This window comes from Paenibacillus sp. EB106-05-06-XG162 (genome assembly GCF_058791655.1).
Map to the genome: position 1 here is coordinate 162,151 of NZ_JBYTDT010000006.1, position 19,322 is coordinate 181,472.

General features: G+C 45.7%; 16 protein-coding genes. 14 read left to right on the forward strand and 2 right to left on the reverse strand.

The window, feature by feature from the left end:
* Nucleotides 1-24: 24 nt before the first annotated feature.
* Nucleotides 25-1,035: a galactose/methyl galactoside ABC transporter permease MglC gene (gene mglC / locus AC3WU2_RS15460; RefSeq protein ID WP_492455602.1), complete on the forward strand. Its 1,011-nt coding sequence runs from the start codon at nucleotides 25-27 to the stop codon at nucleotides 1,033-1,035.
* A gap of 76 nt (nucleotides 1,036-1,111) precedes the next feature.
* Here the strand turns inward: mglC and AC3WU2_RS15465 are convergent, their stop codons facing one another.
* Entirely contained in the window at nucleotides 1,112-2,005 is an 894-nt protein-coding gene (locus AC3WU2_RS15465) for a LysR family transcriptional regulator (protein ID WP_492455604.1), read from the reverse strand.
* Nucleotides 2,006-2,110: 105 nt separating this feature from the next.
* Between AC3WU2_RS15465 and aroA the strand changes: the two genes are divergently transcribed.
* The 9 genes from aroA to AC3WU2_RS15510 all read left to right on the forward strand — a co-directional run bounded on the left by aroA (nucleotide 2,111) and on the right by AC3WU2_RS15510 (nucleotide 15,054).
* The gene (gene aroA, locus AC3WU2_RS15470; RefSeq protein WP_492455606.1) at nucleotides 2,111-3,457 is read left to right on the forward strand and encodes a 3-phosphoshikimate 1-carboxyvinyltransferase; all 1,347 of its coding nucleotides are present in this window, start codon (nucleotides 2,111-2,113) and stop codon (nucleotides 3,455-3,457) included.
* A gap of 19 nt (nucleotides 3,458-3,476) precedes the next feature.
* Complete coding sequence (aroC, locus tag AC3WU2_RS15475; protein WP_492455608.1) at nucleotides 3,477-4,532, forward strand: chorismate synthase; 1,056 nt, start codon at nucleotides 3,477-3,479, stop codon at nucleotides 4,530-4,532.
* A 338-nt stretch (nucleotides 4,533-4,870) separates the two neighbouring features.
* On the forward strand, nucleotides 4,871-8,287 hold the full coding sequence (locus AC3WU2_RS15480; RefSeq protein WP_492455610.1) for an endo-beta-N-acetylglucosaminidase: 3,417 nt from the start codon (nucleotides 4,871-4,873) through the stop codon (nucleotides 8,285-8,287).
* 125 nt (nucleotides 8,288-8,412) lie between these two features.
* Nucleotides 8,413-8,703: a DNA glycosylase AlkZ-like family protein gene (locus AC3WU2_RS15485; protein WP_492455856.1), complete on the forward strand. Its 291-nt coding sequence runs from the start codon at nucleotides 8,413-8,415 to the stop codon at nucleotides 8,701-8,703.
* Nucleotides 8,704-8,872: 169 nt separating this feature from the next.
* Nucleotides 8,873-10,222 carry an amino acid permease gene (locus AC3WU2_RS15490; protein ID WP_492455612.1) on the forward strand — a complete coding sequence of 450 codons (1,350 nt, stop codon included), beginning with the start codon at nucleotides 8,873-8,875 and terminating at the stop codon, nucleotides 10,220-10,222.
* 172 nt (nucleotides 10,223-10,394) lie between these two features.
* The gene (locus AC3WU2_RS15495) at nucleotides 10,395-11,195 is read left to right on the forward strand and encodes a hypothetical protein (RefSeq protein ID WP_492455614.1); all 801 of its coding nucleotides are present in this window, start codon (nucleotides 10,395-10,397) and stop codon (nucleotides 11,193-11,195) included.
* Between the two features lie 152 nt (nucleotides 11,196-11,347).
* Nucleotides 11,348-12,796, forward strand: a complete 1,449-nt coding sequence (locus tag AC3WU2_RS15500) for a spore germination protein (protein ID WP_492455616.1) — start codon at nucleotides 11,348-11,350, stop codon at nucleotides 12,794-12,796.
* 18 nt (nucleotides 12,797-12,814) lie between these two features.
* On the forward strand, nucleotides 12,815-13,930 hold the full coding sequence (locus AC3WU2_RS15505; RefSeq protein WP_492455618.1) for a GerAB/ArcD/ProY family transporter: 1,116 nt from the start codon (nucleotides 12,815-12,817) through the stop codon (nucleotides 13,928-13,930).
* Nucleotides 13,927-15,054: a Ger(x)C family spore germination protein gene (locus AC3WU2_RS15510; RefSeq protein ID WP_492455620.1), complete on the forward strand. Its 1,128-nt coding sequence runs from the start codon at nucleotides 13,927-13,929 to the stop codon at nucleotides 15,052-15,054. Before AC3WU2_RS15505 ends, AC3WU2_RS15510 begins: the two co-directional genes overlap by 4 nt.
* A gap of 120 nt (nucleotides 15,055-15,174) precedes the next feature.
* Here the strand turns inward: AC3WU2_RS15510 and AC3WU2_RS15515 are convergent, their stop codons facing one another.
* A complete protein-coding gene (locus tag AC3WU2_RS15515; protein ID WP_492455622.1) occupies nucleotides 15,175-15,390 on the reverse strand; it encodes a DUF3955 domain-containing protein in 216 nt (71 codons plus the stop codon).
* Between the two features lie 255 nt (nucleotides 15,391-15,645).
* On the opposite strand from AC3WU2_RS15515, the gene AC3WU2_RS15520 reads away from it, so the two are divergent.
* From AC3WU2_RS15520 to AC3WU2_RS15535, 4 genes are all read left to right on the forward strand, one after another.
* Entirely contained in the window at nucleotides 15,646-16,344 is a 699-nt protein-coding gene (locus AC3WU2_RS15520) for a response regulator transcription factor (RefSeq protein WP_018758287.1), read from the forward strand.
* Nucleotides 16,337-17,437 (forward strand): sensor histidine kinase, encoded by a 1,101-nt coding sequence (locus AC3WU2_RS15525; protein WP_492455624.1) that lies wholly within the window; start codon nucleotides 16,337-16,339, stop codon nucleotides 17,435-17,437. Before AC3WU2_RS15520 ends, AC3WU2_RS15525 begins: the two co-directional genes overlap by 8 nt.
* Nucleotides 17,438-17,599: 162 nt before the next feature.
* On the forward strand, nucleotides 17,600-18,427 hold the full coding sequence (locus AC3WU2_RS15530; protein ID WP_492455858.1) for a carbohydrate ABC transporter permease: 828 nt from the start codon (nucleotides 17,600-17,602) through the stop codon (nucleotides 18,425-18,427).
* Nucleotides 18,428-18,442: 15 nt separating this feature from the next.
* Nucleotides 18,443-19,303 carry a carbohydrate ABC transporter permease gene (locus tag AC3WU2_RS15535; RefSeq protein ID WP_492455626.1) on the forward strand — a complete coding sequence of 287 codons (861 nt, stop codon included), beginning with the start codon at nucleotides 18,443-18,445 and terminating at the stop codon, nucleotides 19,301-19,303.
* Nucleotides 19,304-19,322 lie beyond the last annotated feature (19 nt).

Genomic DNA, 19,322 nt, shown 5'->3' on the forward strand with positions numbered 1-19,322 from the left:
TGTGTGTAAGGGAGAGAGCGAAATATGGAAACCAAACGAATTCAAAGCTTAATATCACAAAACGCCATTTATATTGTACTTGTCCTACTGATTGTGGCTATCGCAATCTATGATCCATCATTCCTCGGACTTGGTCCACTGCGAGATGTCCTGAATCAATCGTCAACACGGATTATTATCGCGCTCGGCGTTGCATTTATATTAATTACAGGCGGAACAGACCTCTCCGCAGGTCGCATTGTTGGGCTTACTGCCGTCATATCGGCTTCTATGCTGCAGATGACGGATTATACACACAAATTTTTTCCGGATTTGGGGAAGATCAATTTTCTCCTACCTATTGCATTAGCTATTCTGGTCGGTCTGATCTTCGGACTGATCAACGGGGTCATTGTCGCGAAGTTCAAGGTTCCGCCGTTCATTGCGACATTAGGTACGATGGTCGCTGTCTATGGGGTGAACTCGCTCTATTTCGATATGGATCCGAATAATTCGCAGCCAATTGGCGGTCTGCGCAAAGATTTTAAAGAAATTTTCGGTACGGGTAGTGTCGGATTCGGAGGTGTCTCGATCCCGAATATTGTGATCATTGCGATCATCGTTTCGGTCTTCGTCTGGATTGTCTTTAACAAAACAAAGCTGGGTAAAAATATGTACGCCATCGGTGGCAATCAGCAAGCAGCTAAGGTATCCGGTATTAACGTCGGTAAAAATCTCATCTATATTTACTCGATTGCAGGGGCTTTATACGGCTTGGCGGGTGTGCTCGAAGCTGCGCGTACAGGCGGGGCAACGAATAACTACGGCAACATGTACGAACTCGATGCCATTGCAGCTTGTGTTGTCGGCGGCGTATCGACGACAGGCGGGATTGGAACGGTGCCCGGCGTTGTCACAGGCGTACTCATCTTCACTGTTATTAACTATGGTCTAACCTTTATCGGCGTAAGTCCATATTGGCAGCTCATCATTAAAGGCTCCATTATTGTGGCAGCGGTTGCCTTCGACATGCGGAAATATGCAGCGAAGCGGTAGATAGAAGCGTTACAGCGAAAAGATCGCCAACTCCCTGTTTTGATAGGAGGATGGTGATCTTTTGGCGTTCTGGCAATTACATTCCTTCCGAAGAGTTACGAAGAAGCGCTACGAAAATGTCGGCTGCTACGGATAACTTCATATCATGTCTCACTGCAAAGCCTATGCTACGAGGAGGGAGGGGGTCAATGGGCCTCAGTTCAAACAGCTTTCCACGTAGAAGTTCTTCATGTACGAATGAACGACTAATGAAAGCGGCCCCGTAACCTAATCTTGCAAATTCAACGAGTAAGTCAACGCTCCCGAGCTCAATATCTGGCTTGACCAAACGCCCTCTATCCGCAAACCATTGTTCGATGAATATCCTCGTACTGCTCCCCGGAGATAGCAGAATTAACGGCAGCGCTGCAAGTTCCTCCGTTGTAAGCGATCGACCTGCGAGCTCCTGATACGCCTCCCCAACGACAAAACAATCCTCCAGCACAGCCAGCGGTTGAATATGCAGCTTTGGCTCTTGAATCGGCATGTGCAAGACGCCACAGTCGATCTCGCCTTCTATTAGGCGCTGCGTGATTTCTGGTGTCTTCCCATGAGAAAGACGAATGCGAATGCCCGGATATGCCTGATGAAAAGCATTCAACTGCGGCAACAGCAGATGTTTGATAAGTGAATCACTCGCCCCGATACGGATTTCTCCTTCGTGCAGCTGCTTTAGATTATGAAGATGTTTCTGACCTGAATCCAGCATCGCAAGCGACTGTTCCACATATTGGAGCAATGCACGTCCTTCTTCCGTGAGTTCCACGCCTTTGGATTGTCGATGGAACAATTTCAGTCCGAGCGCCTCTTCCATTTGTTTTATCGCATAGCTCACAGAGGGCTGCGTAATATGGAGCTGCTGCGCGGCTTTCGTTAAATTTCTACATTGGGCTGTATGCAGAAAGATGCGATACCATTCAAGATTTATCATGATATAGATCACCTCTATGACAATATGTTAAAATTCCGATTTCACTTATTACATCTTCCTTATTATAATTGGTATTAACCGATAAAACAAAAGAGGTGGACGGAAATGATATTGAATCAGCCGGACTGGGAAGCGCGTTCCCCGTGGTCGACCCACAACGATAAACAGGAAGTGAAGATCAATCCTCCTAAATCACCCGTGAATGGGAGCATTCGTGTACCTGGGAGTAAAAGTCTTACGAATCGAGCTTTGATCATTGCATCACTAGCTGACGGAAAATCACAACTTCATGGAATCTTAAAAAGCGATGATTCGTATTGGTGCATCGAATCGTTAACGAAGCTTGGTGTAAAGGTCGTCATAGATGGTGAGACCGCTTATGTCGAGGGCACAGGAGGGGTCTGGCCGAACAATGCTGGTGAACTCTATGTCGGTGCTGCAGGAACGGTGGCACGATTTTTGCCGGGAGCGCTAGCCGTAGGTCATGGAGCCTGGACCTTGAAAGGGAGTAAACGAATGAGCGAAAGGCCGCTCTCTCCATTGTTAAGTGCTTTGACGACCTTAGGTGCGCAATTTGATTATCAGCAGTCCGAACGCTGTCTACCCTTTACGCTCCAAGCAAAAGGTCTACAAGGTAGTGAAGTCCATCTGCCAGGCTCTACATCCAGCCAATTTATAAGCGGGCTGCTATTAGCCGCTCCATATGCCTCTGAACAGATCACCCTACACATTGATGGTGAAGTCGTTCAACGGGACTATGTCCAAATGACACTCGATATGATGGCTTCCTTTGGGATAACACCGGAAATATCCAATGACGGGCAATCCATCGTGATTCCTACAGGACATTATCAAGGGCAGGCTTATTTGCTTGAGCCAGACATTTCTACATGCTGTTACTTCTGGGCCTCCGCAGCACTGACATCAGGGTGCGTTCGGATTGAAGGGGTGAACGCAGCGAACGCGAGTCAACCAGACATTGAAATCTTAGATGCATTAGAGCTTATGGGATGCAGCGTTCTCCGTGGCGACAGCTTTGTCGAAGTGCAAGGGCCGAGCCAGCTCAAAGGCGGCTTTACCCTGAGCATGAAGAAGTGGTCGGATCAGACGCTAACGATCGCAGCGATGGCTCCTTTTGCCGATGGACCGATTACACTGAAAGATGCTGCGCATATTAGGCATCATGAATGTGATCGTATTGCCGCGATCTGTAAGGAGCTAAGCAAACTCGGTATTCGGGTAGAGGAGCATCACGATGGATTAACCATATATCCAGGCCAGCCGAATCCGGCTTTGCTAGATTCGCATGACGACCATCGGATGGCGATGTCGCTTTCCTTGATTGGTCTGAGGGTACCAAATATACGGATTACGGATCCAGGGTGCGTGTCGAAGACCTGTCCAGATTATTTTGAACGATTGTCTGCACTCGGCGTAGACATCGCGTATTGAACAAGGAGGCGTATTGCAAATGGCAGGGAACACTTACGGTGAAATATTCAAAATAACAACCTTTGGCGAGTCTCATGGTGCGGCGGTCGGTGTCATCGTGGATGGTGTGACGCCTGGCGTCGAGATCGACGAGTTGTATATTCAGCGACAGATGGACAGACGAAAGCCTGGTCAATCTTCCGTGACAACACCTCGCAAAGAATATGATATTGTCCAGATCCTATCTGGTGTATTCGAAGGCAGAACAACGGGAACACCGCTCGCGGTCATGCTTCATAACCACGACATGAATCCTAGTGCATACGATGATATCCAGCACGCCTTTCGACCAGGTCATGCGGATTTTACGTATTTGCAGAAATACGGTATTCGGGATTATCGGGGGAGTGGACGCGCTTCGGGCCGAGAGACAGCTGCGAGAGTTGCTGGTGGTGCAGTGGCCCGTAAGTTGCTAGAGAACAGAGGAGTACAGGTGGTGGCATATACTCGAGAGATCGGGGGCATTGCTTGCCAAACATTCGACGAAGAAGCTATTGAACAGAATGCTGTGCGCGCCTGTGATCCCATAGCAAGTGCTGAAATGGTTCGCAAGATTGAGCAGTTGGCTCTGATTGGCGACAGCTGCGGAGGCATCGTAGAATGCCGGATTCGTGGGGTGAATCCCGGTCTTGGGGAACCAGTATTCGATAAGTTAGATGCCGAGCTCGCCAAGGCCATGCTCTCGATTGGCGCGGTCAAAGGCATCGAATTCGGAGCGGGATTCGCCGCAGCTTCCATGCTGGGAAGTGAGCATAATGACGCGATGAGCAGCGGCGGCTTTCTAAGTAATCATTCCGGCGGAATTATTGGTGGGATTAGCACCGGGCAGGAGATCGTATTTCGGATCAGCGTTAAACCGACTTCGTCGATTTCTGTACCTCAGAGAACGATCAACGTCAAGGGAGAGGAACAAGAGATTAAGACGGAAGGTAGACATGATCCATGCATTTGTCCGCGGATTGTGCCCGTCGTCGAAGCGATGGCATGTTTGGTGTTGGAAGATCATTACAAGCGGCAAGCTGCTATGCTAGGATAAGATCAGTTAACGAGAGCCCCGGATTGATTCGGGGCTCATTCATGTACGTGTTACAGGAATCCTTTGCTGTCGACGTGCAACATGGGCTCTATCGAAGTCTTGTGGGAGTCAATGGATACCTGTGTATCGTTATTCCGAGAATACGCGTACAAGAGGAGCCTCAACGTTGGAAGGGGCTCTTTTATATGGAAAAAGTGTAATGTCTACAAATTTTTGGGTAGATGAAAGTGCTTACATCGATTAATATGTAGCTAAGGCCGATAGAAGGGAGGAACAATCTGCTCGTACATATTGATTCGATGTGTTGGAAGCATATTATACAATTCTAGGAGGAATACATGAAAAATAAAAATGCTAGATATAAGCGTATTTTATCTTTTGTATTACTACTCCCCCTTGTCGTTAGTATGATAACACCCGAGGCTTATGCCGCAGTGAATGGAGACGGAACGGATGTCATTAATGAGAATTATGCCGATCGGCTGAGCCTTCAGCCATTAGCACCGGCTTTCCGAGTTGAAACCCTACTTCGATGGTCTCCTAACACCGATCCAGACGCAGATTTGAACCGCGCAAGCATCCCCTTGAACACGAAACGATTCAAAGGCTCTCAGATAAACCCACTTGCACATCCACAGGCAGGCATTACCTCGGCTGCAATCACCACATGGAATCATGATGAAGCAAGCTCCGTCGGCAGCAATGAGTTCAATGTCTATGCATTTGATAACTGGCAGCTGTTAGATTCCTATATTTATTGGGCAGGAACCAATGAAGGCATTTTCGCCATCCCATCCCCGGACATCGTCGATGCTGCGCATCGTAATGGCGTACCTGTCTACGCAACAGTGGGCTTCCCTTGGGGGTCCGGAACCCTAGGCGCACTGGCTGAGGTGACGGCGTTCACACAGCAAAATCCGGATGGAACGTTCCCCGTGGCCGACAAAATGATCGAAGTCGCTCAATACTACGGGTTCGACGGTTATTTCGTGAACCAAGAGACCTATGGTGTGAGCAAGGCGACGGCAGAGCGTATGAATGAAATGATGCGGTACGTCAAGCGGAAATCGAACCTTCGGTTTAGCTGGTATGATGCTCAGTCCAATAATGGTAACGTATCCTACCAGAATGCAGTCAACAGCAATAACGATATGTATGTGAAGCCAGCTGCCGATGGGGCGTATGCGGTTGACGAGTTCTTCTTGAACTACAACTGGGGGACGAGTCAGATCAATACAACCGTTAGCACCATGAAAAGTCATAACCGTGATCCTTATGACGCTTATGCAGGCTTTGAAATCCAACAGAATTCGTATAATACCAATATTAATACAACGCCACTCCTCAATGAGCAGAAACAGCCCAAAGTTTCGATCGCCCTCTATACACCGAACTCCACGATGGGATTAGCCGCAAATCCAGCAGACTTTCATGAGAAAGAGAAATATTTATGGACAGGTCCGCAAGGGGATCCAACGCTTGCCGACGATTCATCCAATTGGAAAGGGATGGCCCGATTTGTGACCGATTCATCGGTCATTCAAGAGATACCTTTTACAACCAATTTTAATAGCGGACACGGAAAACAATATTTTGCCGATGGAAAAATAGCCAGTTCACAAGAGTGGAACAACCGCTCCGTGCAAGATATTATGCCAACCTGGCGCTGGTGGATTCGTAGTGTTGGCAGCAGAATCAATGTATCCTATGACTTTGATATGGCTTATAACGGCGGGAATTCGCTCAAATTCAGCGGTCCATTAAATGCGGCTTCCGTGAATGACGTCATGCTGTACAGCACCAAGCTTCCGGTCAGAGACAAGACAAGGGTTCGACTGGTGTATCAGAACAAGGCGGGAGCCGATGTTTCGCTTGGCGTGGCTTACAGTGCGGATTATGCACAGGACCAGATGAAGTATTATGCGCTGCCGAAGACCGGTGAAGGATGGCAATCGACAGTTATCGACCTGGGCGGAGAATCGGGGAAAACTGCGTATGCCCTAAGTCTTCGTGTTAGTAATACCGATAACCTGGAGAATACTGCGATTCATTTAGGCCAAATTTCTGTCTATGATGCAACCGCACCAATAATATCCGCACCGGAGAACGTCAAGATTGATGAGCAACTGATACGGACCGCCTATGATGCAGAAGCTCGAATGAGCTGGTCGCCGAAGCCGAACGTGCTCCATTACGAAATTTATCAAAAGAATGCGGATGGGGCTGCAACACTCCTAGGTGTCACGCCGAATACCCACTTCTATGCATCGAATATGACGAGAACGGCTGCGAATGCTTCGCCAGATAATATTACAACGCTACAAATTGTTCCAGTGAATCAGGACTATAAACGTGGTACAGCAACTGGAGTGGCATTCCAGTGGGGCATAGACACTTCAGCGACGGAAATCAGTGACCATTCGTCCTCGCCGAATGTCGCGCTGCACGCCAAAGTAACAGGGGTATCGGCTGAGAATGAAGCTGAGCCAGCTGCGAAGGCACTGGATGGAACAGAGACAGGGAACAGTAAGTGGTGCGCTACGAATAAACAGAGCGGTTACATGTCGATTGATCTTGGCGAGACGAAGACCATTCGCCGTTGGCGTGTGGAGCATGCCGAATATGGCGGTGAAGCCAAGGACATGAACACGATTGATTTCGAGCTGCTGTACAAGGATGAATCAGGAAATTGGATCAGCGCCAAGCGGATCCGTGATAATCACAGCGCAGTGACAGATATTATCCTGGATCAGCCTGTGACAGCCCGTGAATTCAAACTTCAAGTATACAATAGCGGTTCATCCCCATGGGGAGCGATCCGTATCTATGAATGGCAGATGTTCGAGCGGGGAGCTTTGCCGAAAACCGAGAACATCATGATGCATTTCGTAACCGCTAAGAATCTGGAAGGGGCTCAGGATCAAGTTGTACTGGAACGCGTTCGTCAGGGTCAGACGGTTCGATTATACAAATCATTGGATGCGAAGGAAGCATTAACGGAGAAAGTTGCTCCCAAAGACGGTACCTTAACGATTGAAGGGTTGGATTTCGGCCTGGCAGCAGGAAGAATCTATTACACGGTGCAAAGCGATGGATCTGATGAAAGTCTCAAGTACAGTACGGCATACGCCAAAGAACCCGGATCCAACCAACCCGAAACAACACTTACGGCTGATAGCAGCGTTGAATCCGGCAAGGAGTTCGGTATGAAGTTCGGACTTCGCGACGTAACCCAGAGCGTATACGCGCTGGACATGACGATGGAGTACGATTCGAAGTTGTTCAAATTTATCTCTGCCGAACCAGCTAAGGATGGAATCAGTCTCGTGTCGACCGTCAAAGACCAGCCTGGCAAACTGCGCTTCATTATAGCAAGTAACGGAACCGAAATTGGCATGAAGGGTGATGTACAGCTATTGAAGCTGAAGTTCAAGGCAGCCAGGGTTGAAGAAGCCGCTGCAGCATCCATCTCAGTCAAAGATGCCATACTGGGCGATGATACCGGAAAGGAAACCAAGGCATCTCCTATTGCGATTTCTGTTCAGATCAAGCCGGAGATCGTCCATCCAGGCATTCCGGGTGATGTGAACCAGGACGGCAAGGTAAGTATCGGAGATTTAGCGATGATCGCAGCGAATTACGGTACAACTTCCACAAGCCCGGATTGGGAACGCGTCAAACATATGGATGTGAACAAAGACTTGAAGATTGATATTGAGGACCTTGTGTTTGTGGCGAGCAAGATTATACAGTAAGAACTCGAAAGATATGGAACGTACAACGAATTCATTGATCCCGTTAAGTCACTGACTTAACGGGATATTTTATTTGAAATGTCCCATGAAAACATCACCACGCTCTAAGAATTGATCATCGACAAATAAGTCTTCAGAGAAACCAAGCTTTTGAGAAATTAATGGATGAACAGTGGATTATTGAAGTTAAAGTGGAGGGACTCCAATATCCATTTTTTATACGATCCATAGACATCAACATTCTACATAAGGCCATAGAACATAACACAACCGATAAGAGACCTAGTATACTCGCTCCGCTCGATAATTTATTATGGGATCGGACGTTAATCAAAGATTTATTTGATTTTGAATATCGATGGGAAGTGTATAAGCCAGTCGCTGAAAGAATATATGGTTATTATGTATTGCCTTAGATCAAGATTTTAAATTTGATTCATTTTAAAAGACCTATCACACGGACGCAAATTTTGTTTACATTTTGACATCATCCGACATCCTGCATATTCACAAATTTGCAAATAAGGTTATACTGGTATATGCGTTTTAAATAACATACATGAATTGCACATCAGGAGGATATGGATGGGACAAACAGAGGGATCATTACAAAAAAAATTAAAACCTAGACATATCAGTTTTATGGCTATGGGCGGCGTGATCGGAACAGGAATTTTTAAAGGCAGCGCCGAAACGATCGGACTGGCAGGTCCGGGGGTTATCGTATCCTATGTAGTTGCAGGATTGCTGCTGCTAGTCGTTATGGCTGCAATGACAGAAATGGCGACTGTATATCCAAATCGGAATATGAAGGACTTTATCCGAGAAGCGTTCGGAGAAAAGGTCTCATTCACTATGGGTTGGATGTACTGCTTTATGTGGTTGTCTGTATGTGTTATAGAGGTTATTGCTGCGGGCAGCTTTCTGCAATACTGGTTCTCAGATGCGCCGTTATGGTTGCTAAGTCTGGTCTGTGCCGCCTTTATTATTATTATTAATTTGATGAGCGTAGGTACCTTTGGAGAATTTGAATTTTGGCTGGCGGGCATTAAAATTGCCATGATTATCATTTTTATCGTGTTGGGTGGATGTCTGATATTCGGTATTATTCCAAGTGATAATACGCCTTATTTGCAAAATTTCACGAATTCCGGAGGGTTTTTTCCGAATGGCTGGACTTCAGTATTATCTGCAATGCTTGTCGTAATGTTCTCCTACGGTGGGTCTGAGCTGATCGGATTGACTCTTAATGAAACGGAGAACGCTGAACGTTTATTACCCAAGGTGGTTCGTAGTTTTATTTTACGAATCATTCTGTTTTTCACCCTGCCGATTCTGGTTATCTGCGGTTTAATTCCATGGAATCAGTTGGGATCGGAGAGCAGTCCATTCGTACAAGTGCTTTCAGCGACCGGGCTGTCGGGCGCAGCTCATATTATGAATTTCATCCTGGTCACGGCTGTTCTATCGGCGGCCAATTCTGGGATTTACGGTGCATCACGAATGCTATATTCCATGGCTGCAGCAGGAGAAGCTCCTATATCACTAGCCAAGACGAACCGGAAGGGTAGTCCGGTAAATACGCTTTTGCTGTGTGCGGTCATTTTGCTTGCCGGCTCCTTGTTGGGGCTAATCGCACAAGATCAGCTTTTCCGTATTTTGATGGCTGTTCCGGGATTCGTTGTGATTTTGGTTTGGATTTGTATCGCTTTATCCCAGTTGAAGCTGCGTAAGCAATATCCTGTTAAGCCTACCTTCAAGGTTTGGGGATATCCTTTTGTAACAGGATTTGTAGTTTTGTGTCTCGCTGTTATTGCAACCATGTTCCTGTTAGACAGTCAGAACCGAATTAGCATAGGGACTTGCCTTGCAGTCCTGCTTATTCTGATCGTAACGTCTTTTATCAAATTCCGTTCCAAACCATGTAGGAAATAACGATGAGAACACACGTTCCGAAAATTAGTTGACATTCCATCTCATCGAATATATACTATTAACAAATCGAAAGAGTGCGGGAGAAGCACCTCGCAGGATTGGCTATCGAGCCTTTCTTGTGGGGTGCTTTTTTGCGCTTCTTTTGAAGATAAGATCATATGAGATTAGGGAGATGATTGATTTGTTGCAAAGAAGAGGTGCATTTAACCGATATAAGGTCGGTCTAGTAGTTCTAATTTTATGTTTCTTGCTGTTCCTGGTTAGACCCCCATTTGTAGAAGCTTCAGATACTGGGTGGGATAGTGCGTTAACAAGCATTGATCAATTGCATGATAGCTTTTCCGCTTTAGAATTAACCAACAAACAGGATAAGCAGCAAATTCAGGTACTGCGCAAGCAAAACAATGAGAAGCTAAAAGAAATCAATATTCAAGTACAGCATATAGACAAGGAGAAGCTCGACAGGTTGAAAACGGAAGCAGACAAGAGTCAGAAGAAATTCGCACCTTTGCTTGCGGAATATACTGATATTGGCAAGAAAGCAACAGAAGCCAGGAAACGCAAAGATCATAAATCTGTTCTTCTGTTTGAACTCAAGCGGAACCGTATGAAGGCTTCTGTTCTTGCAGCACGACAGGAGATCATGTTGAAAAAAGATGCTTTAACAACTGCGAAGAAGCAGGCTTCCGAAAAAATCAAAATTGTAAAAGATATTTTAGTACCGGTGCAAACGCTAAAAAAACAAATTACAGCTGAGAACAAAAAAATAACAGATTTCAATAAACAAAGAATTGCGGCTGACAAACGTTATAAAGCAGCTGTCAAGCAGGGGGATGCCGTGAAGGTAGCTGCAGAATTGAGATTAATCGTTGGAGATCTAAGTCAAATTCATGCATCACAGAAAAAAATAAACGAATGGGAGACGATGATTCGGAGTGCCATTTATGCAGCGGAGGCCAAGCTTCCGAAATAAACGAATGGAAGAAATGCGAGATTACATGCTGCAATGAGTCTGAGGAAACCTAGTTGTTTTGATGTGTTGTCATTTCTTTCCGTATGGTTTGCCCTTGAGATGGGTACAATTTAACTGATTTTCCCAAGTTGGTTAGAAAGGTGCGGATTGAAATGACAGACTTCGTTGACACATTACGAGACCAATTCGCATTGCGATTTCAGGATCATACGAAAATTGTTATTCGTGCCGTTTCATCCAATACGGCTGTATGTTATTTACCTGAACTTGTGGATACAGACATGTTAAACAAGTTCATTCTTGCGCCGCTGCTGCAAGTGAAATGGATTCCGAATACCGAAGACCTTATGCGAATATTGACGGTTGGAGAAGTTAAGCCATTAGAATCGCTGAACGAGGCCATTCCTCTCATGATGAAGGGGTGGGCTTATGTAGCAACACCGGATATAGGTGTCGTCGCGAATGTGGCTAATCTGCCGAAACGGCAGATCGGCGCTCCCGAGAATGAGACGACGATCCTTGGCCCGATGCTCGCTTTTTCCGAGTCGATTGAGACCAGCACAGCGTTACTGCGTTCATCGATTCCAGATCCATCTTTACAGAATGAGGAGCTACACTTTGGAAATAAGCGACATACCCTCATTCGGCTGATGTTCATGTCGGACCGTGTTGAAGAGAACTGCGTCAATGTGGTACGACAACGGATCGAACGACTTCAGAACAATGATGTCACGGGAAGCGCCGAACTGCTGCACATGATCCAGGACAATGACGGCAGCATTTTTCCGCAGATGTTGTTAACAGAGCGCGTTGACTTGGCTAGCCACTCGCTGCTTGAAGGAAAAATCATCATACTCGTTGACGGAAGTCAGTTAGCGATTATCGGTCCGACTGAATTTACGGATTTTTTCTTATCCACGGAAGACCGCTATATGGGCTGGGGAATTGGGACATTTCTTCGCTGCCTGCGGGTGCTCGCGCTATTTATTTCGGTCTATTTAACACCGGCCTATGTGGCTGCATTAACGTTTCACTATGAGATCATTCCATCTTCTTTGCTCGTGTCTCTCATTGAATCGAGATCAAAGGTGCCGTTTCCGCCCTTATTCGAGACGCTAATTCTTGAGATTACGATGGAATTGCTTCGGGAAGCTGGCGCAAGGCTGCCTACCAAGGTCGGACAGACGATGGGTATCGTGGGGGGGATCGTGATCGGACAAGCGGCAGTGCAAGCAGGCTTTACGAGCAACATTCTAATCATGCTCGTTGCGCTTGCAGCGCTGGGCTCCTTTGCTACACCGAATTATTTTATGAGCAGTACACTCAGGCTCGTACGTTACCCAATGGTCATTCTTGCAGGGTTCTGGGGTAGCATTGGGATCGTCTTTATGTCCCTCTTGGTGGTGATCCATTTAATTCGTCAGACGAGCTTAGGGCAACCTTATTTTTACGCCATTCACCCGAAAGACCAATCGAACACGTTAAGCCAAGATATGCTAATGCCTGAGCCGATGGGGCTGACCTCGACAGGACACAGTATCCGTAAATTTATCAAGTCCTTCCGGTTATCCTCGTTATGGACAGGGGATATCGACAACTAACTTATTTAAGGTGGCAAAATGACCAATCCTGAGCATACACCAGCCAAATACCAGTTCAAGGCATATATGCTGTTGTTCCTGATTCCCAGTGTTCAGATTGGCGTTGGGATCTTTGGATTCCAGCGGTACATCTACAAGGAATCAGGGCATGATGCATGGATGTCCGTTATCCTCGCCGGCCTTGTAACCCATATTGTGATGTGGATGATGATCACGACCATGAAGAAGAACAATGATGATGATCTGTACGATATCCATCGTACGTTGTTCGGCAAATGGGTCGGTAATGCATTAAGCGTTGTTATCATGCTATATTTCATCACGAATATGACAGCCATTGTTCGAACCTACATCGAAGCCGTACAATCGTGGATTTTCCCTGATTTCCCAACTTGGTTGTTAGGCTTAATCTTAGTCGTCTTGATGGTATATGGCAGCCTTGGCGGGATCCGTGTCGTACTGCAACTTAGCTTTATTAGTTTTATTATGATCGCGGCGACGACGATCTTGTTCTATTACCCGCTGCAATACGCAGATTGGCGGCGTCTGTTGCCGGTCTATGATACCACGGTACAGCATTTGGTCGCGGGAGCGATGAAGATGGGCTTTACGATCGCTGGATTTGAAGTGATTTTCTTCTTATATACCCTTGTGAAAGATAAAGACAATGCATTACGGTATGCCCAAGGCAGCATTTTATTTAGTAACTTGCTATACCTCATGATTATGGTTCTCTCCATTATATATTTCAGTGAGAATCAGATGCCTAAGACGATCTGGGGCTCCATCAATTTATTGAAAATCATTAAGTACCCGTTCTTGGAGCGGATCGAGTTCATCGCAATCCCATTCTGGATGTTCGTCGTCGTACCGGGAATGATGATGCTAGCATGGATTCTCGTCCGGGGAACGACCAGGATTTTCAAATGGAACCAGAAGCTCACGATTTATGGTATCGCAACCGTCGTACTCATTGCTTCTACATGCTTCCAGAATCGTCGGCAAATTGATCTGCTGAATGATTATATCGGACAATATTCGGTTGTTGTATCGTATTACTATCCATGCTTGTTGTTCATCATGACGTATGTTCGTCAATGGTGGAAGGATCACAAAGGGAGTAAAGAATCATGAAATCGATGTGGAAGATTGCCGTGCTTATCATCATAAGTTTATGCCTGTTTGTAGGTTGTGTGGGGACCAGTGTACTAGAAAAGCTCGGTCTTAGTGTAGCAGTCGGGTTTGATGGGTTACCGAATAACAAGCTCAACGTCACGTCCGTCATTCTTAACCCCACAACAGAATCCGCCAAAAAATCCAAAGTGATATCGACGATTGCGAACAGTTCTAAGGGTGCACGGATTAAAATCAATAGCATGATATCGCACAGCTCTGTCAGTGGGCAAATTCGTGTTGTCATATTTGATGATCAATTGGGTAAGGCAGGCGTTTCCGATGTGGTCGAAAATTTGACTCGGGATCCTTTTCTGGGCGACAGTATTTATCTTGCTATGAGCAATGGATCGGCGCACGAATTATTATCGCATAACTATCCACAAATTCCGGATATTGGAACACATTTGTATGAGATGATTCAACAGCACATCGAAGATGATTGGGTTCCCTCGTGTACCGTTCAGGATTATCGTAGTGCGATGTACAGCATCGGCTCGGACGCTGTCCTTCCCATTCTGATGAAGAAAGATGATCGCGTTGAAATATCGGGACTCGTCCTCTTCCGAGATGATAGGGCTGTGGGCACCATCGTGCCAAGCGAGGGGTATTTGCTCAAGCTGCTTCGAGGCAAACAAAAGGAAGCTTTACAAGAAATCGGGATTGACCGTATTGAATTAGAGCCGCATTTGGAGAGTCAAAAGGGCGGAAAAGTACGTGTCGTTATTTCCAATATTGGGAGCAAGGTTCGTATCCGTCTTACCTCCATGAAGCCGCTCCAGTTCCATGTACGAGTACATATGGATGTAGAATTGCAGGAGATTACAGACCGTTATGATTTCAGCAAAGATGAAGCAAAGAAGCTTCTTGAGAAGAAGATCGGCGAAGAGCTGCAAAAAGAAACCGATCAACTGATCCAGAAGCTGCAGCGAATGAATTCGGATGCGATCGGTTTCGGAAATGTATATAGGAGCAGTGTAAGGAATGCCCATCTCACACGAGATAAATGGGGAGAAAAATATCAAAAAGCGAAAATTCAATCCCAATTCCATGTGAATCTCATTCGTACGGGGACAATTGAATGAAGCTGGAGATCGTCTAGGCAGAGAATGAACTTGATGTGCAGCTGGAGCTCGTCCTAAACAAAGCGTGACGACGCAACCAAAGACGACATCCTTCCTTAACGAGAGGGATGTCGTCTTTGGTTATCTTTGCCGTATCTTCTTCATCGTCGAGGTGATACCTGTGTACAGCAGAGCAATCATGCCGCTGAATAAGAATAGGTAACCGATTGGGATTAGAAAGAATGGTTCATGCAATGTCCCGTCAGAATCGACACTGGACCCTATCACTGCAAAGAGGGCTAAACATAGAACGCCAAGAAGCAGGGGAATAGACGCGATCACAAATTTTCTTTTCATGTGTATATCTCCTTTTATACCGATCTCGTAGTTTAATTCTTGCTGCTTTATTGTAACCTCCTGTCTTTCGATAACATTGATAATAATTCAATAATAATTGTTAGTCAATTAAAATTTATCGTAAAACAATAAATAATGATCGTGATTCAAAAAAACAAATCGGATCAGCATCTCGATGTGATTCAACGTTTGGAAGTAAAGGAATGAATTTGATATAATGGTGCAATTGTTAACTATACGCAGAGGATGGATATCATGAAACAGATTACGGTACTAATCGCAGATGATGAAGCAGAGATTGTTGATCTGATTTGCCTGCATTTAGAGAAAGAAGGGTATGCGATTATTAAGGCGTCCGACGGTCAAGAAGCAATTCATGCGGTGCAAACTCATCATATTGATCTTGCGATATTGGATATCATGATGCCCAAACTAGATGGATACGAAGTCACCCGCCAAATTCGAGAGCATAATCCGATGCCGATCATTTTCGTAAGCGCCAAGGCAACCGATTTAGATAAAATCACGGGTCTTGTACGAGGGGCGGATGATTATGTAACCAAGCCGTTCAACCCGATGGAGCTGATCGCTCGCGTGAATGCACAGCTTAGACGTTTCAAGCATTTGAATCAACCAGCGCCCGTCGCCGGTTCAACCGTGCTGGAAGTTGGAGGTGTGATGATAAATCTGGATCAGCGTTCGGTCACGTTGTATGGCGAACCGATCGATTTAACTCCCAAAGAATTCGATATTTTATATCTGCTCGCTAGTTATCCGAAGAAGGTGTTTAGTGCGGAGAATATTTTCCAGCAAGTATGGGGTGAAGCTTACTATGAGAGCGGCAACACGGTCATGGTGCATATCCGGGGCTTGCGCAAAAAGCTGAAGGAAGATATGAACAAAAACAAATTGATCAAAACCGTGTGGGGGGTAGGGTACACGTTCAATGGGTAGCATGTTAAGAAGCTTTCGCTCCAAAATGATCTTGATATTCGGTCTAAGTATGCTCTTAGCGGGAAGTATCATTTACGGCTTGTACAAAATACTTCAGCTCTATTATCATGCCCAAGTGAAATTTGAAGATTTTGAGACTAGAATTCGTTATTTTATCCGAGAAGTTGGCGATATCAATTTCTTCTTGATCTTTTTTATTCCCTTAGCAATTCTCTTTTTCTTCTTGCTGACGAAGCGTTATGCAACTTATTTCCGTGAAATATCCAATGGGATTCGAAATTTAGCCAACGGCGAATTCGAGAAACGTGTAACGGTATCGTCTCGTGATGAATTCGGGGATATTGCAGCAGACATTAACATCGCTGGTGAAAAATTGTTGGAAGCTGTCTCAAGAGGAGATTTTGCAGAGACCAGCAAAGATCAACTGGTGTTAAACTTGGCCCATGATCTGCGTACGCCGTTAACTTCGGTCATTGGGTATTTGGACTATATTCTGAAGGACGAGCAATTGTCGCAAGAGCAAGCGCGGCACTATACGAGCATTGCTTACGCCAAGTCTCAGCGTCTTGAGAGATTGATCGATGAATTGTTCGAGATTACGAGAATGAATCACGGCATGGTGCAAATTGAGAAGAAACCAATCGATCTCGCCGCTCTACTGGAGCAGTTGTCCGAAGAATTATATCCGCTATTTGAGAAGAATAACTTGGTATCCCGCTTACAGGCATCATCGCAGTTAACGATTATGGGGGACGGAGACCTACTCGCCCGCGTGTTTGAGAATTTATTAACGAATGCGGTTCGTTATGGCAATGACGGTAGATTCGTTGATATTCATGCATTCCCTGTTGCAGGTGACATTGTGGTTCAAGTAATCAATTACGGGAACGCGATCTCACCGGAAGAACTACCGCATCTATTCGAGATGTTCTACACCGGCGACAAATCACGGACGCATCATGAGGGCAGCACCGGTCTTGGTCTATTTATCTCAAAAAATATCGTATCACAGCATAATGGCACGATCACGGCCGACAGCAGCATCATACGTACCATCTTTGAAGTGCGATTACCGCAAGCTGAAGTGAATTAAGGAAAATTTAATGATTACTCCATTTCTTTTTAAAATGTTTCACCTATCCTTGTCGTAGTAGGGAGGGGAACACGGTTGAAGAAGAAATGGGGTTTTTGGCTTGCATACATAAGAAAGTTCAACCTGGATAAATGGATTCGCAGTGATTCGGCAGCTGCCTGGATGTTCCTTGCGCCTAGCTTGATTGGCTTTGCCTTGTTTTATGTGATTCCGTTCGCTGCGGGTGTCGGGTACTCTATGATGGATAGCACGATCAATGGCCAATTCGTTGGCTTGGATAATTATCAAGTACTGCTGGCAAGCGACTCCTTTCGCAAAGCCGCGTCCAATACATTCTGGTTCACCGTAGTAACGGTTCCGGTGATCATCGCGATTTCACTTGGATTAGCCATGCTATTAAATCAGAACATCTACATTCGCAATGCCCTAAGAACGGCATATGTATTGCCGCTTGTGGTTCCCGTCGCATCCATTGTTGTGATCTGGCAGATCCTGTTTGATTGGAATGGCTCGCTCAATGCATTGCTTTACGATTTTGGCTTCGGACGTATCGATTGGATGAAGATAAGCGCTGCGAGATATGTTGTGATCGCCGTGTATTTATGGAAGAACGTCGGGTATAACATTATTTTATTCTTGGCAGGACTCCAGCAAATCCCTAAAGATTACTACGAAACCGCTGACTTGGAAGGGGCGGGACGTCTTCGGCAGTTCAGGAGCATCACGTTGGTCTATTTAACATCGACGATGTTCTTCGTCATCATCATGTCCATCATCAATTCGTTCAAGGTATTCCGGGAAACGTACCTGATTGCAGGTGATTATCCCCATGACAGCATTTATATGCTTCAGCATTATATGAACAATACGTTCATGTCACTCGACATTCAGAAGTTAACGGCAGCGGCAACCATGATGGTAGGGTGCATATTGATCATCGTCATCCTATTGTTTGCGCTTGAACGAAGGTTCAGACAGTTTATGGAATAGCAGGAGGTGAGCCAAGTGCAAAAAACGAATGTAGGGTCAAAAATAGCATTAACAGGTTTGATGTCGATCATCGCGCTATCCTTGCTGTTTCCAATCGTGATTACTTTCACAAATTCCTTGACTTCAGCGAGTGAAATCAGCATGAATTACGAGGCAATCGGGAAGATGAACACATCGGAATTCGTCAATCTGAAGCTGCTGCCAGATGTTGTGACTTTCGAGCAATATCATAAAATTTTAGTAGATAGTCCTAGATTTCTCTTGATGTTCTGGAACTCCGTATATATGGTTGTACCGATCATTGCAGGGCAGACACTGGTGGCAGCGTTCGCTGCATATGCGTTCTCCAAGCTGCAATTCCGCGGACGGGATCAGTTGTTTCTTGTGTATGTGTTGACGATGCTCATGCCGTTCCAAGTTACGCTCGTACCTAATTATATTATTGCGGATCGTTTGGGACTGATGAATACATCAAGCGCAATTATATTACCTGGTATTTTCGCAGCATTCGGCGTGTTTATGCTTAGACAGTTCACGATGAATATTCCGTATGCCTATATCGAAGCAGCCAAAATCGATGGTGCTGGTCACATTCGAATTTTCTGCAGGATTATTATCCCGATGATTCAGCCAGGAGTCGCAGCCCTTATCGTTCTATTATTCGTCGATTACTGGAACATGGTGGAACAACCGCTGATTTTCTTGGATGAACCGTTTAAGCAGCCGCTGTCTGTCTTTCTATCGAGAATTAATCAGGAAGAGAAGGGCGTTGCTTTCGCAGCATCCATGCTCTACATGACACCCATGGTGCTGTTATTTCTTTATGCGGAATCTTACTTTATCGAAGGCATTCAACTGTCCGGTATTAAAGGGTAGTTGGTACGGTTAGGAGGCA

Excerpts from the sequence above, each read along its gene's own strand:
- AC3WU2_RS15515 (WP_492455622.1), bottom strand. The coding sequence starts at position 15,390 with ATGAAAAGAAAATTTGTGATCGCGTCTATTCCCCTGCTTCTTGGCGTT.
- aroA (WP_492455606.1), top strand. The coding sequence starts at position 2,111 with ATGATATTGAATCAGCCGGACTGGGAAGCGCGTTCCCCGTGGTCGACC.
- AC3WU2_RS15525 (WP_492455624.1), top strand. The coding sequence starts at position 16,337 with ATGGGTAGCATGTTAAGAAGCTTTCGCTCCAAAATGATCTTGATATTC.
- AC3WU2_RS15480 (WP_492455610.1), top strand. The coding sequence starts at position 4,871 with ATGAAAAATAAAAATGCTAGATATAAGCGTATTTTATCTTTTGTATTA.
- AC3WU2_RS15490 (WP_492455612.1), top strand. The coding sequence starts at position 8,873 with ATGGGACAAACAGAGGGATCATTACAAAAAAAATTAAAACCTAGACAT.
- AC3WU2_RS15495 (WP_492455614.1), top strand. The coding sequence starts at position 10,395 with ATGATTGATTTGTTGCAAAGAAGAGGTGCATTTAACCGATATAAGGTC.
- AC3WU2_RS15510 (WP_492455620.1), top strand. The coding sequence starts at position 13,927 with ATGAAATCGATGTGGAAGATTGCCGTGCTTATCATCATAAGTTTATGC.
- aroC (WP_492455608.1), top strand. The coding sequence starts at position 3,477 with ATGGCAGGGAACACTTACGGTGAAATATTCAAAATAACAACCTTTGGC.
- AC3WU2_RS15520 (WP_018758287.1), top strand. The coding sequence starts at position 15,646 with ATGAAACAGATTACGGTACTAATCGCAGATGATGAAGCAGAGATTGTT.
- AC3WU2_RS15505 (WP_492455618.1), top strand. The coding sequence starts at position 12,815 with ATGACCAATCCTGAGCATACACCAGCCAAATACCAGTTCAAGGCATAT.
- AC3WU2_RS15465 (WP_492455604.1), bottom strand. The coding sequence starts at position 2,005 with ATGATAAATCTTGAATGGTATCGCATCTTTCTGCATACAGCCCAATGT.
- AC3WU2_RS15500 (WP_492455616.1), top strand. The coding sequence starts at position 11,348 with ATGACAGACTTCGTTGACACATTACGAGACCAATTCGCATTGCGATTT.
- mglC (WP_492455602.1), top strand. The coding sequence starts at position 25 with ATGGAAACCAAACGAATTCAAAGCTTAATATCACAAAACGCCATTTAT.
- AC3WU2_RS15530 (WP_492455858.1), top strand. The coding sequence starts at position 17,600 with ATGTTCCTTGCGCCTAGCTTGATTGGCTTTGCCTTGTTTTATGTGATT.